The following is a 15521-nucleotide window of genomic DNA, read 5'->3' as shown; positions in this document are numbered from 1 at the left end:
AAGAGGTCATTTTTTTGAAGCATTTTACAATTTTCGCCTTACTTGCTGTCACATTACTATTCAGTAGTTTTCTATTTTTCAAAAAAGAAACAGTCATATTTTATTCTCCACATGCTGATGACGAAGTACTAAGTATGGGTGCTTCTATTATTAAAGAGGTAAAAAAGGGGAACGAGGTTTACGTTGTTCTTCTTTCACAAGGATTAGCAAGTTCCGCAATAAATAAGGTTAATGCAAAATTAGAAAGTGAAGGAAAGCAACCGATTGGATTAGAGGTATTTGGAGAGGCTCGAATCGAGGAATTTAAACATTCCGTTACTTCGATGGGAGTACCTGAAAATCATATTATCATAAAAGATCTACCTGATGGAGAATTTACGAGTGAGTTAGTAAAAGAGGTCATTCAGGAAATGGAGAAGAAATATATTGGGGCGAAGCACCATGTGATGAGTGATCAAGACCCACATGCTGATCATGCTTCTACCGGAATAGCCTTAAGAGAGTTAACTTCTGAGGGAATTACCGAACGTGGATATTATCATATTCCCATTCAGGAATTTGAAAATATTTCCTATTCAAAGAAGGTCAAAATGCGTTTTGGTTCAAAAAAAACCTATCAACAAGCATTAAACGCCTATGGAATTTGGAAGCCAGAGGAAGGAAAATATAGCATCGGCCTTATATCTGTAACTGATTACTTTTCATCAGCAACGAGTTATATGGAAAGTCGATGGCATAGATAGGAACCCGCACAATAAAAATTTCGACAACGTTTGACATTTAGTCACATTTTCCTATTAACCTTTTGTCTCCTTTACACAATAATAGTACTAGATACTAAAGGCAAGGTCGCTGAAAGGTGACTCACGCAAAACTATAGGGGCCTCTATCAAAAGGATAAAGCCAGCCAGCTATTATCAATAACAAAGGAGAATGGGATATGTCAAGATTTCTTACACCTGAAGAAGTGATGGTAAGAAGAAAGAGAAATAAAGTTATTCTTTACGCATCAATTATCCTAGGTACAATGATTTTAAGTGCTGTAGTAACAATGCTTTCCCACCAATTATAGTAGTTATATAGAGAAGCAGCCTATCTTTGATAGACTGCTTCTATTTATTATATCCGCTCCAAAGAGAGTTTTCTTAGTTCCACACTGCTACCTCTCATCTCGCCTTCAAGGTAATGGAGTCAAATGTGCCGATTGCACTCCCTCCACTATTATTTACATAGATTGAATATTCTCCTGCCTGATAATAAAGATAATATCTGGAGTCGACTTCACTTTGTCCTTCCTCTTCAGGTTCACCTAATGACCGAATTAGATCATCATAGGAAAGTTTAATAGGAAGGTAGAGACTATAAACAGGTGACTCGGGGTATGCTTCGTAATCATAATCCACTCCAAGTCCATAACCATTGCTATTGTAGATTAGTAGCTTTCCTCCATGCGATTCCCACTCTTCTTCAGGCAAACCGATTACATTTTCAATAGTAGGACCAATTGGTGAACCAACTGAAACATCTATCCCATTAATCATTCCTTGAGAGGCAAAAGATAAGAAATCTCCCTCTCCTAAGATATTATTATTTCTATGAACAACCTCATCATTAAAAGGTTGATCGCTTGTCTGCTCATTGTTTTCGGCAGAGTCTTGTTCCTCCACCACCACTTCTTCACTACCCTCCTTGTCTGTGACTACATCTTCCACTGTACCTACTTCGAGTTCAAACTCCTCTAAATCCTCTACAAGAAAAACTTTCATTCTATAAATAATCGGCTTCTCAGGCATTTCTTCCTTTTCTTTATCGGAAAATAAATCAGATGTACTGTGAGTGACTTGTACAGCAGCATAACTATTCGGATTAGGAGGTTCATAGATAAAAGTGTCTTCATAATTAGTTTCTGTATATCTAAAAGATTCATTTCTATCCTCCGATTCAGAGTAGTCACTTTTGACAAAGGAATATCCCTCAGGAAGCATTTTTTCTCCCAATTTTTGAATGTCCTTTATCTCACCTTCTGTGTACAGATGCATTGAAATTATAGTATCTTCACTAGAATTTTGATCTTTCTGATACTCAACGTACAACTTTTCTTCTTGTTCTAAGAATAAAAATCAATTTGGTCCTCTGACTCAAAGGCTACCTCATCTAATAACTCATGTGCCTGTTCCATCGGATCTCCAAGTCGCGGATATTCAAGATCTAACAACTTTGAAAGCTCATCCACACCTGCTACTTTTTTTACTTTTTCAGGGGACTACCGGTTCAGTATTAAGAATAATAACGTCTAACTTCCATAAGACAACCAACGTCACTAAAACCGTTACCACTGAAACAAGGATAACACCCAGTATCTTTTTCATATGTAACAACCTCACAATTTCCTATTAATCTCCTAAATACTACTATAGAACTATATCTCTGTAAAACCATACCCCAGTTTCATTGTTTTTAAAATTTGAGTCACATCTACTATATTTTTAGCCCATATCTATTTCAAATCAGAAATTTAAGCCTTTATTTTGTATACCAACTCCACATTTCACAATTGGAACAATTAGCTTCCCAACAAGTATTGTGAAGGTACCCGGGAATACAATTGGTAGCGCGCTTCCTGAAAGGGATAGCAAGTGGAACACTTTAATGTAATCGCAAAACAATATGAGCCTATGATTCACAAAATTATTCAGACACTAGGTATCTATAAAAATCGAAAAGAATTCTTTCAAACGGGATTAATTGCTCTTTGGCATGCTGCCGAAAGATACGATCAAAAACGTGGAGCTTTTTCCTCCTTTGCTTATTCCTATATTAAAGGACATCTCCAGACGGAAATGACCAAGAGAAACAAGCATATGGAACATTATGTATGCATAGATGATGAAAGTTGGGAATACATCCCTGACTTAAACTGTCGGCTTCCATTTGAATGGGAGGATTTGAATTGTGAGGAGTTAACATATAAGGAAAAGAAATGGCTGATGTACACTGTCATTTACGGCTTAACCGTTAAAGAGATTTCTACACTCGAAAACGTCTCACAGTCAACCGTAAAGCTTTGGCGATCAGGGGCTAGAAAGAGACTAAAGGACAGGTTCCTTATCTCATCCCTTTCTTAAAGCTCTAAGTTCTAATACTCCACGAACGTCCAATATTCAGTTCTATCCTTAAAGAATCGCAAGAGCTGTTCGCCCTTTAGCTTGTAGGAAGGCACATGTGCTCACTCCTTGCGATAGGCTCTTGCCTTTCGATGATTGCCGTCTATGCATTTGAAAATTCCTGGTCGAATTTCTGCTTGAAACTGCATATCAACATTCGCTGACTCGGTCATTGTTCGATCTTCTCCCCCTTTAGTTACGAAAATTACTCGTGTAAAATCCCCCCTTTATATAAGCAAGTGATTATTATCACTAAAGCCTCGAACCCTACAAACAAGTACTAAAAAAGGGAAAACCACTATCGATACTCGGAAATGAGACCACTAACCGTTCCTCCGATTCACAATATTGCCTTGGAAGAACTTCTTGCAACAGGTATTTAAACCCACTACTTTTTACTTATAATCACAAGAAAGGGGAAGACATTAATTAAGTATAGGAGGTATTGTTAAGGGGGGATTGTAAACTTATTTGAAAGCTGAGGGAGCTGAGGAACTTGTTGTTAGTAGAATGTTATATGATTAATCCGAATACTCATTATCTGAATGGTGTTTATGATCGAAATGGAAAGCTTTGTACCATCGTTAGAGAACTGGAAAAGACCTTGTTCATAGATGATTCTCCTCTCCACATATTAGAAAACAGCATTAAATCTATTGGTTATAATTTAAAAGGAGCCATGTCATCAGCAAAATGGATTTTAGGTGATATCCATATGCCACCTGTTATGATTAACCCGATACAACGAATTTGCTTATTTTCTAACAAATCAGCTAAGAATGACGACACGATTTGGTTTAACCCTGCACATATTGTTCGCACCACCAGTTATAATAAGAAAACATACATAGAATTCACCAATGGGACCACTCTCATTATCCATTGCTCGATCACTGCCTTTAACACCAAGCTCCAAAATGCCATGCAACTCAGAAACATAACAACCGAAATGGGGAAAAATCCAAGATCGATGTTGATGGTATTGGATCCAAATAAAAGAAAGCCAAGGATTAACCTTAAAAAACGGGAAAAGTAATTTTCAATCAAACGTTTGATTGAATTCTCCATGGGTACTTAACGGTAGGTCAACCTGTTTTAGGGTTGACCTTTACTATTGATTACAGCTATTGAAATGTACCACCTCTTACATGGGGTTTTCTACCAATTAATAAGAAGTGCACCAAAGAATGCCAAATTGGTTACCAATATAACCTTTCTGGTGACAAAAGATATAAAACCATAGTTTTGAGAATCAAAATGTTATTAAAATTGGATTGATTTAGTTTTCCGCAAACAAGACAGATGTAAGTCTATATTTCATAAGGACTATAATCTCTTTTCCTTAAAAATTCATCTATAAGAAAAAAGATTAATGAACAGAGAGCCGCGAAGATCATACCTGGACCAATAAAAAAGCAAGTAAGTAAACCAAATCCAATATGAATTAAGAAAGAACTGTAGATCCTAAATTTTTTTAGACTTGCTGTTACCAAATCTGAAAATAACGATACAGGTATTCCATAAATAAAGTTTCCTAAAGCGCTGTATAAAAATATAGCAAATATGAGCATAAAATTTGTTAACTCAAAATCCGATTTTGTTAAAACTTCTTTAAAGACAAAAATAAAAGACAAACATGTAAGAGTCAAAGACGTATATAGAGCCACTATACTTTTTCTTATTAATAGGCGAGTCTTGTATAGTTTTTTTCTTACTTTTGGTATTAAAAGTGTTAGACCGATAACAGCTAAAACAACTTTTATGTGTATTGTTTCTACCCCTACCCAGATAATGAAAAAAAGTAGTGTAAAGACTGATGTATACAAAAATATTTTATACATTGGGGTTCCTCTTTTTATTTTGATTATATCAAAAGTGAGGGAAGGTCAAGTTCAATGTCCCTCATCTCAAAACTAGATTGGGTCACAGTGCCTGTCCCCGCGTTCCCATCCTCTTTGCCATGTACATATCTCCATCCGCTTCTTTAATCATTGCATCTAGATCAACACAGGATAATTCTGTTGTAAACGACGAGCCTATACTTGCAGAAACTTGTATCGTATGATCATTGATGCTCAGCGGCTGTTCCATAGAGGATTGAATTCGTGCTGATAGCCCTTCTAACTCTTTGTGGTCTATATTTGATAATAGGACCACAAACTCATCTCCACCCAATCGACAGAGTAAATCCGACTTCCTAAGCCTTCCTTTTACCCTTAATACAACCTTCGCTAATAATTGATCTCCAAAATCATGACCAAACGTGTCATTGATGTATTTAAACTGATCCATATCCAGGAATAATAATGCGATGGAATCCACTTCTTTATTCTTTAGTAGTTCAAATTCTTTCTTAAGCAATAAACGGTTAGCTGCCCCAGTCAATGGATCATGATAGGCTATCTCCTGAAGCTTTTCATTCGCCTCTCTCGTTTCCCTCCATAGTCGGAGAGTCATATGGATAAATGTTAATAGAAAAGCCGTAGAAAATACACCAAACAAAACGAGATACACAAATTCTCCCTTAACGACATTCGGGAATATTTCCTCATGTAAGTAAAAGAAAGAGTAATAGTTTATTATCATTGAGCCCGTAAAAGCTAGTAATACCACTCGATAGTTTTGATAGATAGCACTTAGAGGAAGCCCCAACCACATAAATAAGTAATTGACTAGGTACAGAGAATCAGTCAAGAGAAAGTAAAAATAGATATATGTACAGAAGATCATTACATACATGATCACACTTGGGTTTACTTTCCTAAGAATCATCATTAACACAAGAATACCCACAGTGATGAATAAAAAAGCCGGTGGAAATTCACTTGTTAATCCTTCAATGGAAAAATTGATCGTAACTTGTACGAAATAAAAAGTAGCCATTAAGCTGAGCAAAAGAACGTTTCGACGATGAATTAATTCATTACCGATCATAGATGGTCATTCCTGTTCGTGAGTAGTAGTGAAGACAAAATGATTCAGATTAAAGCTTCATTCTCCTGTAAAATTATAGCATATAGGAGTACAAGCGGTCAGGTCCCTTGCCCAAAAAACAAATACGATTAGATTCTTTCCCCCACATGACGGAACCTGTCCCCATATCCCACTTTTTCACCAATCTTCACCTGCTGTAATATCGAATACAAATTCCTGGGGAATATCTCTACCAGTAGTAACTGGTACGGTTGATTGCCTATGCCTTAAAACTTGCTTCTGATTTTCCCTATACAAAATAGTGTCTTCAACGGTCAGAAATGACTCTTTTTCCCACTTTCTCATAATCCCCATAACTATAGTTCAATTTTCGATTATTATTCTCACAGGCAATCCTCATGGCTTTTAAAATCATATCCTTTGGCTGTAAAAAAATAGAATCATCCAACCGAGACAATAACTGCTGTTTCGCATGGACGTTCGTAATACCAAATCCATTAGAATCCCAAAACTCAACAATCTCTTTCACAGCTTCTGTTTCTTGATTCATTTGCAGTGGAATCTCTATATGTCGGTTTTCCTCTACATTAGGATTAAAAGCTTTTTTTGTTGTTGTTTTTCTTTTTGTTTTTCTTTTTGTTTTTCTTTTTCTTTTTGTCTACGTATCGTATTTTGACCCATGAACGTATCGTCAAACCCTTTACTTTCCATATCTACATATGTATTCATTTCATCTTCTTCGACCTCCTCAATGAAACTCTTCTCTTCTTGTTTATAAAAAGATTCGTATAGACTAAGGATTTCCCGTTTACTAATGGTATCCGATACATATTGGATCAACGAAAGATCCTCAACATCTTTTAACTCGGAAGCAATGCAGTCTATAACTGGTTTCCCGCCTTTATGCAAGATAAATTTGCCCCAGTCTTTAATGGCTAGTTCTCTAGTCTCAGGATTGTAACGTATCAACTTGTGATGTACAATGAATCGTTCCATTAACAAGTGAACACTCTCAAGTAAGTAACCCAAATCAAAAGCTATTTGTTTCTTTGTTATCTTAAAAATTCCAATTTGAGTAGTATGTGGATTGGTAATCAGATAGAGATAAAAGTACCTATCCTCCGGAGTCATCTCTTCTAAAACAATGGGATTTTGCCAAAAATTAGTATGTACGATTCTATACTTAGCCATCTTTAACCTCAGCCCTTTCAAATAAAAATCCATTCATAGAAGTTATATAGGTGAATGTTAAAAATCGTTAGGTAATTTTTTCTATAAATGTAGATACTTTGTGACAAAACCATTCCGTTTTAAGAACAAAGGAACCCATTCTATTATAGAAAGGGTCCCTTATCTTTACATTTTTTCAAACCTCTTATTTTTTTCAACCAAAAAGTAAAGCTTAATAGTCTCTAACTCCATTCCTGATTCCAAATGCAAAGGATAAAATTTGGTTATTTGCTGTTGTGACTACCACCTTTACCCCTTGTTCATGAATATGTGCTGGCAACGTAAATTTGTTTCCTTTGGCATTCATTTCTACAATCTCGTCTCTGTCTAAATAGTACGCCTTCATAGGAAATTTCTCTTCTTCTGCTACATTTAATTCTATCTCTACTTCACCTGAAACAACGAATTCATCAAGACCAACTGGACTAATCGACAATATAATTGGTACGGTATCACCCATACACCCCTCACTGTTATCACTATTCCAACAGGAACTTGGACGAATAGATATCCTTTCCTAATTAACATATAATTCAATTTCAGGAGTTTCTTTGGATTTTATAACGGTAAAGTCAATAGCATCTTGAACTCTGTCCATAATCGCGGGTAAGCTTGAAAAAAGGATAATAGCCAAAGGGACTAGGAGTATGTCTAAATTTCATTGAGGGTTGTCTGTATAAAACTATATAATCCACGCCAAAGAAGATCATAGACACTAAGACAGTTAAACTAGTAAATCCAAGCCATCCCATTATTCCAATTAGTACTGCAGGTATGAAATGTATAAAAAAGTTTATTAATATACAGCAAATACAAATAGTAGGATTTGGTAGTTTTCAAGCAAAGATTCCTTTTCCTCACCCACTAATAATGTTTGGAACCCCACGCCTATATTCGGTAAAACAAATAGTGAGTGTAAGAGAGAGACTATAATAATTTTCACTCTTTGTGAACCCACATCCATTCCCCCCTGTCATGATGTTATAACTCTTAATGAATTATTGTCTAATCTGATTTCGTTCCGAGCTCAAACTATGGATATCTAATTATAATGCATCCTATGTCATCAGCAGCAAAACCAAAGTTATTAACTTTAGATTACAGTGGCCGTAATCAGTTATATTTCAAATTAAAGCTTTTATAGTTAAGATTTTAAAAAATTGAGATAAAAAATACCCACTAAGATGCCAATTAAGACAGTCCAGTGAGTACTTTTATCTGGTCAGCTTCAATCCCTACTAAATAAATCTCTTGTATAAACCTTATCCTCAACTGCTCTTAAATCATCAGACATACGATTGGCTAGAATCACATCACTTATTTTTTTAAATTCTTCAAAGTCATTTATCACTCTTGAATTAAAGAAAGTTCTCTCATTTAGAGCAGGCTCGTATACAACAACTTCAATACCTTTTGCTTTAATACGCTTCATTACACCTTGAACAGCTGATTGTCTAAAGTTATCAGAATCTATTTTCATTGTAAGTCTAAAGATTCCTACTACTTTGGGATTCCTTTTAATTATCATTTCTGCAATATGATCTTTTCTAGTTCTATTCGCATCTACTATCGCAGTCATAATATTATTTGGAACATCAGAATAATTTGCTAGTAATTGTTTTGTGTCCTTAGGTAGACAATAGCCACCATATCCAAATGAAGGGTTATTATAATGATTACCAATACGAGAATCTAGGCCAACTCCATCGATTATTTGTTTTGTATCTAAACCTCTTACCTCTGCATATGAATCCAATTCATTAAAAAAAGCAACTCTCATCGCTAGATAAGTGTTAGCAAAAAGTTTAATAGCTTCCGCTTCTCTTGAATGGGTAAATAAAACTGGAACATCTTCCTTGAGAGCTCCCTGAGTTAACAAATCAGCAAAAACTTTTGCCCTATCTGACTGTTCACCTACAATTATACGAGAAGGATATAAATTATCATACAATGCTTTCCCTTCACGCAAAAATTCTGGTGAGAAAATAATATTATCTGTATTAAATTTCTCTTTGATTTTCTCTGTATATCCAACTGGAACTGTTGATTTGATAACCATAATTGCATCAAGATTAATGGATAACACATTTTCAATAACTGCTTCAACAGTTCTAGTGTTGAAATAGTTTTTTTCTGGATCGTAATTTGTTGGCGTGGAAATAATGACATACTCTGCATCTTTGTAAGCCTTAAAGTTGTCGGTTGTTGCAGTTAGATTCAACTCTTTCGTGGCTAAGTATTCTTCTATCTCACAATCAATGATTGGAGATCTTCTACTGTTAAGCATATCTACTTTTTCTTGGATAATATCCAGCGCAATTACCTCATTATTTTGAGCTAACAAAATTGCATTGGATAATCCCACATAGCCAGTCCCTGCAATAGTAATTTTCATAAAATCCCCACCCTTCTCTCACTCACTGTAATAATATATTACAAGTAAAACGACAATTATAGATTAAACGGTTTTCCTTATACTTTATCTAACCTTTACTAAGTACATTGCTATAGAAACATTTACTAAACTCCATATAAATTAGCTCACCCTATCATATGGACTCCAAAACCACTGAAAAGTAGTTTAAATAAGCACGTTGGATTCTAGTCATATTTCAATTTTAAGGTGTAAAATCAAAATGATTACGTTGTCAAGGTGATTTAACAATCACTATCATAGTGTATGATTTTCATAATTTCTAGGCTATCGTTTTATCATAAGTATATTTGCCTTACAATGTGAAATCCCTTACGTTCGAATAGTAGTTTCTTGTATTTAATGAAGCTAAAAATAATAAATTAAATAATAAATGTTATTGTATGAAAATTTATAATCCAATAGTTAAAAGTACTTTATGCTTTCCCACTAATCTTGTGGTAATTTCTTAAATATATCGCGAAAGAACTTAATTAATTTTGTGACCATTACTTCGTCATTCTAAAGTTGAATAGAGTTTTAGTAGGAGTAGATATACTTATGAGGTTTATAGAAGGCTCCCATTTTATTAATCCAAAATTAATTCGTGTTAGCGCTTAACAAAAAAGCAAGGGGGAGAGCTTTTACTTATAAAAAAATATTATAAATAATAAAGCATCATTACCACAACCCTCAGATTGATTAATGGAAGAATATTTTTAATAGACTGAGAAGCCCCTGATTTTTCAAGGCTCACTGTTTAACGAACTATAAAACTACTGACATACCAAAATTTAAGATTCTCCAAATTATAAGATTTTTTGATGATATTATATGAGGGAACTGAATTCAACTGAATTTTTAATTAAAGGTTCAAAGAAAATTGTCTACTATTAGTAATACAATAATTTATATAATTAAGTCCTACGTAATCACTTATAAATGTCAAAAAGGGATAAATACCCAAAAACTTTGTATTTATCCTATCTTGTTTATTTTTAACCTTTGTTGGAAATTCCGAGACCTAATATAAGTGATGATATTACTAAAGGCAAATGTAATTAAAGTCGCCCAAGCTGTTCCAATTGCACCTAATCTAGTAATTAATAATATATTCAGAGATATGTTAATTATTACAGAGATTATAATAATAATAAATAAAAACTTAAAATCTTCATACTTCATTATAAAATTTGTATGTGGGCTAAAAACAAACGATATCAAAGCTGATATAGCTAGTATCTGAAAGACATAAACTGCATCTGGATATTTTCCTAAATCTATAATAGGAATTACCCACTTTGATAACCAAGCCCCTAAAATTACTAAAGGGACAAATATTGTAATCAGTTTTCTGTGAGTTCTATATATGTCATGCAATTCTTTTAAGTTTTCTACTTTTTGTATGACTGGTAGTAATACGGAGTTAACTGAACCAAGTGCTAATAACAATAATGAGTAATAACGAAAAGCAGAACCATATGTTGCAAGTTCATTTTCATTTGCCAGCAACTTTAACAATACTACATCTAAATTACCTAACATTGTTCCAAACAATGTATAGCCTAGTAAGTAGAAATAACTACCTTTAACTATATCTCTACCTATCTTAAATGCCCCTTTTATATTTATCACTTGACTATTATCTGTTTGCAAAAAACTTGACACTATATAGATAATTATCATGCTAATAGATTGAACAGTTAAAACCTGCCATGCCTTCAGGTCAAATTTCAATAATAAGATGAGAATTATTGTAAATAAAAAGAATGAAGTAGATCTAGTTATCTCAATTGACGAATATTCTTTAAATTTTAGCTCTTGCTGATAGGTCGTCTTGAGGAATTCAATAAGTATATATCCAAAGATTACACTAAAAGTAATTAAGAATAGTGGTATATCTCCTAGCATTGGTAATAAAAATAGTGCTATAACAAATGCAAGTATAATTTGTAACCCAAGAAATGACCTTTTATGTTCCTTCATATTAAAATTCTCGAAACCAACAATATATATTCTTCTAAAAGTTGAAGAAATTGTTTGAGAAACAATTGTAATTAATGATAAAGCAAGAGTATAGGTTGCATATTGGTCTTCTGCTAAATACCTAATAATAAATATACTAACAAAACCTATAAATATTTTTGATATCATATCAAAAGATAGAACCTGGTATACCGACTTCATTAAATCATTCCGATCTTTCCATATCACTAAGTTTTAAGGAATATATTAACTTCCATTATAATAGCGGGAATTTGTTTGTTTAGATTAAGTTATTCCTGTTGTAATATATCTAATAGCTTCCGACCCACATATTCAGGTGTACACTCATAAAAATTGTTATAAATGTATTTATAGGTTGTTTGATTATTATAATTTTTCTCCATAAAGCTAACAATTTTTGATACTGTTTCATCTTCACTCAAATCTTGAACATTAACCATTATTGAATTGGGATAGAGATCTAGATATTTCTTATACGGATCTTCTGCAATCTGGGCAAAATGAATTATTGGCTTACCCGTGGAGATACAATCAAATATCTTACTAGGTACAATATCTGACTCCTTATTTCCTATAGTAACTATAAAGTCTGTTCCATCAATCTCTTTTTTAAGTAAATCTGCACTAATCCCGGCACTCTGGGAAAAAAAACTATTTGCAGATGCAAACTTATAAAGACTATTCTGCATGTTTCCATATGAGTAAAATTTCAAATCAACCATTATTACTTTACTTACTTTTAAAAAGAAGTTCAGTATTTGCAATGGATTTCTTTGGTTTCTATCTAGACCTCCTGCATATATTAATTTATATACTTTATTGTTGCTTTTCTTCGAACTTATATTGTTAACTACCATTGGGTGTTCTAGTTCCACCAGTTTAGTTTTATTTTTATATTTATCATTCTGTGAAAAGTACTTATACATTATCGGTAACACAAAAACGCTATTAAATTTATCCATTATTTCTTCTTCTATTTTAACTTTTTGTTCCCTCCTATAAGGATATAAGAAGGGAACCTTAATATTTGAAGCTAAAGGTATTTTTTCTAGTAAAAATGCACTTTTCTTCTTAGCAAGTATTCTAGAATACATCAATGCTAAAATCTCTTCAAAAGTAACAGCTATTATAGAATCAAAATTATATTCTCTATCTAGAGATTCAATTTCCAATTTCATTTTGTTTACTAGATTATTATCATAAATCTTAAGTCCAAAATTTCTCTTCAAGAACCCCAATAACCTAAAAAAAATGCCACCTGATTTTTTTAGTTCTATTTTCTTAAAATGTAAATTTTTAGTATATTGCCCAGTATGACTTTTACCTGACCAAGATAGCACATAAACAAAATTATTCTTTGATAATTCTTCAACTAAGGGTTTTACTAAATTACCCGAAGGTGAAAGATCAGGATAGTATCCTTTAACTACAAACAATATTCTTCTTTTCACAGTTTCACCCTCCACCTTTTTGAAAAGATCCATAATATATTGAAAAAGATAAAAGGAATAAACATTAATGGATTATCAAATATTATATTATTTGCAGGAATAAACAGTATCATTAGTACATAAAGTGGGAGCAGTATTGTAGCTAACACACTTTTGTGCTCCTTCACATCTCTAAAAATTAAACAAAACATAAATCCAATTAAAGCCATTATAATTGGAACACCCAGTAGTCCAAAATCATTTGCAAACCAGACATAAATTGTATGCCAGTTCACCCTAGAATCCCAAAGCAAATCCATTTTATATTGGTATGTTCTTTCCCAAAGTTCAATGTTGTACAAACTTTCTACCTTAGTTAATAAAAATCTTCCACTTCCAAAACCATAGGTAGAATCGAAATTATATAAAGATGTCAATGAAAGCCCATAATAACCTTGAGAGATATAGGAAGTACCTAACATTATGGGAATACTTAATGATACTGGTAAAATATTAAACAATAAGTGATTTTGATCAATCTCCATACCATACACAGTATTTGGAATACCCGTTAGATTCATTCTATTTGTAATTGAAAATAAGAAATATACAATTGCAAATACTATTAAAATCTTGGAATTAGCATTAATCTTCCTTTTTTTCTTAACAAGAAAAAATACAACAAAGAAAATAGCTGCAACTTTAAAAACACCAAAATTTGTACCTTTAATTATAAAGGCAAAAAGTTCAAAACTTATCGCAATAATCAAGAGGACTTTTTCTAAAAATCTTAACTTAGAAAAATAAAATAAGCCTAGTGGTATTACTAGATATGTCAATGGAGAGAGAAGAGTCATAAGTTGCGTAAAGATACTACTTTCCTTGGCATTATTAATGTTTCTAAGATAAGATTCTCCAGGATCTGTTATTCCTAACATTAAGTCATCAATAATTATAGATAAACTTAAAGTACTCGAATATTGGGTAAATAGTACGAACGAAAATGTAATACTAACTACTGTCCCTATCCATAATAGCATTCTCACACTTATAAAATTCATTCTAAACTTGTTTCCCTTAACAATAAACTTGGAATCTGCAAGGTAATAACCACCAATGAGGGCAAAATTATATAAAAGAATCAGACATACGGTCTTAATTGGATTTACTAAAGGATATTCTATTGGACCAAAATAAAACAGTATGACTGTGAATAGAACATATATTTCTATAAAAATTAAAGGGTATAATCTACACCTTTTTATTACGGTGTATAATTTTTTAATAAAAAGAAAAGGAGATAATAAAAAGATAATAATAAAATCTATAATAAGACTAATATCTTTTGAATTACTTTTCAAATTGCTTTCTCCAAACATTTATATTGTCTATTGGGATATTTATTTTTGTTTCAAACTTAGCATTTATTAACTCCTCTAAACTGTCAATATTATCTCTTTCAATAATGGGCAGATTAAATGATTTACTTTTTTCTCTTGCTCGATTATCAATACTGATAATTATAGTTCTTACTTTTTTCTGCAGTGCCCTAATTCCACCATGTAGGCGAGTTCCAATATAATCAATACTGCCTTTTTCTAAGACTTCATTAAATGCATCTAAAGATGCTCCCAATATTGTTATATTTTTATAACGTTTGTTAATTTCAGCAAAATACTCATAGTCCGGTAAACCTTGGGGCCAAAAATATACAGTCTTATAATTACTTGCAAGAATACTAATTAGCTTACTGTCTCTTAAAGCATCCTTATTGTAATCAGTTAAAGTGAATACAACATTTTCTGATTTTTCCTCTTTGATTTGTTTACAATGTTCTTCTGTCAACTCCCACATCGTTGGACATGATGTGTTAATAACATTATCGAAACCCATACTTCTTAGAACTTCCTCAGTATAATCGTCCCTCACACTATGGATATGCTTTTTTGATAGTATTGATTTAAACAGCAGCTTAGTATAAAGGTTTGGTTTATTTCCATATTGCCACCAACCCGCTCCTATTAGAATACACGGACCAGTAACCTTGGCTAATCTTAATGTAACATCCCATTGTCTTTTAAAGCCAAAAAAGGTTGACTTTAAAAGATTACTTCCCAATACAAATTTATAGTCCGCACTTCTTAAATTTCTCATATAATAAAATGATTGAGGTAAATGTGTTGCTACTTCAACCGAAAAAGAATCTTCTAAGAGGAAATCAATTCTATCTTTTGCAGATTCAGCAATAATCTTATCTCCTAAATTCATTGATGATAAACCTGGGCTATATAATACTATTTTTTTCATTACTATAACTCCCTTTTATATTTCTCGCTAAAATAT

Annotated in this window: 13 protein-coding genes, 1 pseudogene and 1 riboswitch; of the genes and pseudogenes, 4 read left to right on the top strand and 10 right to left on the bottom strand. The window is 32.8% G+C overall.

Annotation, left to right across the window (positions count from 1 at the left end; translation table 11 throughout):
* Nucleotides 1-14: 14 nt before the first annotated feature.
* The gene (locus tag ACQ5H4_RS08985; RefSeq protein WP_430774600.1) at nt 15-743 is read left to right on the top strand and encodes a PIG-L deacetylase family protein; all 729 of its coding nucleotides are present in this window, start codon (nt 15-17) and stop codon (nt 741-743) included.
* 89 nt (nt 744-832) lie between these two features.
* Nucleotides 833-919: riboswitch (cyclic di-GMP riboswitch) on the top strand.
* Nucleotides 920-940: 21 nt separating this feature from the next.
* Nucleotides 941-1072, top strand: a complete 132-nt coding sequence (locus ACQ5H4_RS08980; RefSeq protein ID WP_430774599.1) for a hypothetical protein — start codon at nt 941-943, stop codon at nt 1070-1072.
* 94 nt (nt 1073-1166) lie between these two features.
* Here ACQ5H4_RS08980 and ACQ5H4_RS08975 read toward each other — a convergent pair whose 3' ends face one another.
* Nucleotides 1167-1997 (bottom strand): hypothetical protein, encoded by an 831-nt coding sequence (locus ACQ5H4_RS08975; protein ID WP_430774598.1) that lies wholly within the window; start codon nt 1995-1997, stop codon nt 1167-1169.
* A gap of 639 nt (nt 1998-2636) precedes the next feature.
* Between ACQ5H4_RS08975 and ACQ5H4_RS08970 the strand changes: the two genes are divergently transcribed.
* Both ACQ5H4_RS08970 and ACQ5H4_RS08965 read left to right on the top strand, forming a co-directional pair.
* On the top strand, nt 2637-3125 hold the full coding sequence (locus ACQ5H4_RS08970) for a sigma-70 family RNA polymerase sigma factor (RefSeq protein ID WP_430774597.1): 489 nt from the start codon (nt 2637-2639) through the stop codon (nt 3123-3125).
* A gap of 535 nt (nt 3126-3660) precedes the next feature.
* Nucleotides 3661-4200: a competence protein ComK gene (locus ACQ5H4_RS08965; protein WP_430774596.1), complete on the top strand. Its 540-nt coding sequence runs from the start codon at nt 3661-3663 to the stop codon at nt 4198-4200.
* 887 nt (nt 4201-5087) lie between these two features.
* Here the strand turns inward: ACQ5H4_RS08965 and ACQ5H4_RS08960 are convergent.
* The 9 genes and pseudogenes from ACQ5H4_RS08960 to ACQ5H4_RS08920 all read right to left on the bottom strand — a co-directional run bounded on the left by ACQ5H4_RS08960 (nt 5088) and on the right by ACQ5H4_RS08920 (nt 15485).
* Nucleotides 5088-6098 (bottom strand): GGDEF domain-containing protein, encoded by a 1011-nt coding sequence (locus tag ACQ5H4_RS08960; protein WP_430774595.1) that lies wholly within the window; start codon nt 6096-6098, stop codon nt 5088-5090.
* 177 nt (nt 6099-6275) lie between these two features.
* Nucleotides 6276-7289, bottom strand: a pseudogene (locus ACQ5H4_RS08955) (DnaD domain protein).
* Nucleotides 7290-7500: 211 nt separating this feature from the next.
* Entirely contained in the window at nt 7501-7788 is a 288-nt protein-coding gene (locus ACQ5H4_RS08950) for a hypothetical protein (protein WP_430774594.1), read from the bottom strand.
* Between the two features lie 336 nt (nt 7789-8124).
* Nucleotides 8125-8286 carry a hypothetical protein gene (locus ACQ5H4_RS08945; protein WP_430774593.1) on the bottom strand — a complete coding sequence of 54 codons (162 nt, stop codon included), beginning with the start codon at nt 8284-8286 and terminating at the stop codon, nt 8125-8127.
* A gap of 270 nt (nt 8287-8556) precedes the next feature.
* A complete protein-coding gene (locus ACQ5H4_RS08940; protein WP_430774592.1) occupies nt 8557-9723 on the bottom strand; it encodes a nucleotide sugar dehydrogenase in 1167 nt (388 codons plus the stop codon).
* A gap of 996 nt (nt 9724-10719) precedes the next feature.
* Complete coding sequence (locus ACQ5H4_RS08935; RefSeq protein WP_430774591.1) at nt 10720-11928, bottom strand: MATE family efflux transporter; 1209 nt, start codon at nt 11926-11928, stop codon at nt 10720-10722.
* Between the two features lie 89 nt (nt 11929-12017).
* The gene (locus ACQ5H4_RS08930; protein ID WP_430774590.1) at nt 12018-13199 is read right to left on the bottom strand and encodes a glycosyltransferase family protein; all 1182 of its coding nucleotides are present in this window, start codon (nt 13197-13199) and stop codon (nt 12018-12020) included.
* Nucleotides 13196-14539 (bottom strand): O-antigen polymerase, encoded by a 1344-nt coding sequence (locus ACQ5H4_RS08925; RefSeq protein ID WP_430774589.1) that lies wholly within the window; start codon nt 14537-14539, stop codon nt 13196-13198. The genes ACQ5H4_RS08930 and ACQ5H4_RS08925 overlap by 4 nt, the downstream gene beginning before the upstream one ends.
* Nucleotides 14529-15485, bottom strand: coding sequence for a polysaccharide pyruvyl transferase family protein (locus tag ACQ5H4_RS08920; protein WP_430774588.1), 957 nt, complete (start codon nt 15483-15485; stop codon nt 14529-14531). Before ACQ5H4_RS08920 ends, ACQ5H4_RS08925 begins: the two co-directional genes overlap by 11 nt.
* Nucleotides 15486-15521: the final 36 nt, after the last annotated feature.

Source organism: Bacillus coreaensis (assembly GCF_050586445.1).
GTDB classification, from domain to species: domain Bacteria; phylum Bacillota; class Bacilli; order Bacillales; family Cytobacillaceae; genus Robertmurraya_A; species Robertmurraya_A coreaensis.
The sequence above is the reverse complement of the archived record's forward strand: the minus strand, read 5'-3'. Positions and strand labels throughout refer to the sequence as shown.

What these genes read in the sequence shown, in the direction of transcription:
- ACQ5H4_RS08935 (WP_430774591.1), bottom strand. Translation starts at nt 11,928, where the DNA reads ATGAAGTCGGTATACCAGGTTCTATCTTTTGATATGATATCAAAAATA.
- ACQ5H4_RS08980 (WP_430774599.1), top strand. Translation starts at nt 941, where the DNA reads ATGTCAAGATTTCTTACACCTGAAGAAGTGATGGTAAGAAGAAAGAGA.
- ACQ5H4_RS08950 (WP_430774594.1), bottom strand. Translation starts at nt 7,788, where the DNA reads ATGGGTGATACCGTACCAATTATATTGTCGATTAGTCCAGTTGGTCTT.
- ACQ5H4_RS08960 (WP_430774595.1), bottom strand. Translation starts at nt 6,098, where the DNA reads ATGATCGGTAATGAATTAATTCATCGTCGAAACGTTCTTTTGCTCAGC.
- ACQ5H4_RS08920 (WP_430774588.1), bottom strand. Translation starts at nt 15,485, where the DNA reads ATGAAAAAAATAGTATTATATAGCCCAGGTTTATCATCAATGAATTTA.
- ACQ5H4_RS08940 (WP_430774592.1), bottom strand. Translation starts at nt 9,723, where the DNA reads ATGAAAATTACTATTGCAGGGACTGGCTATGTGGGATTATCCAATGCA.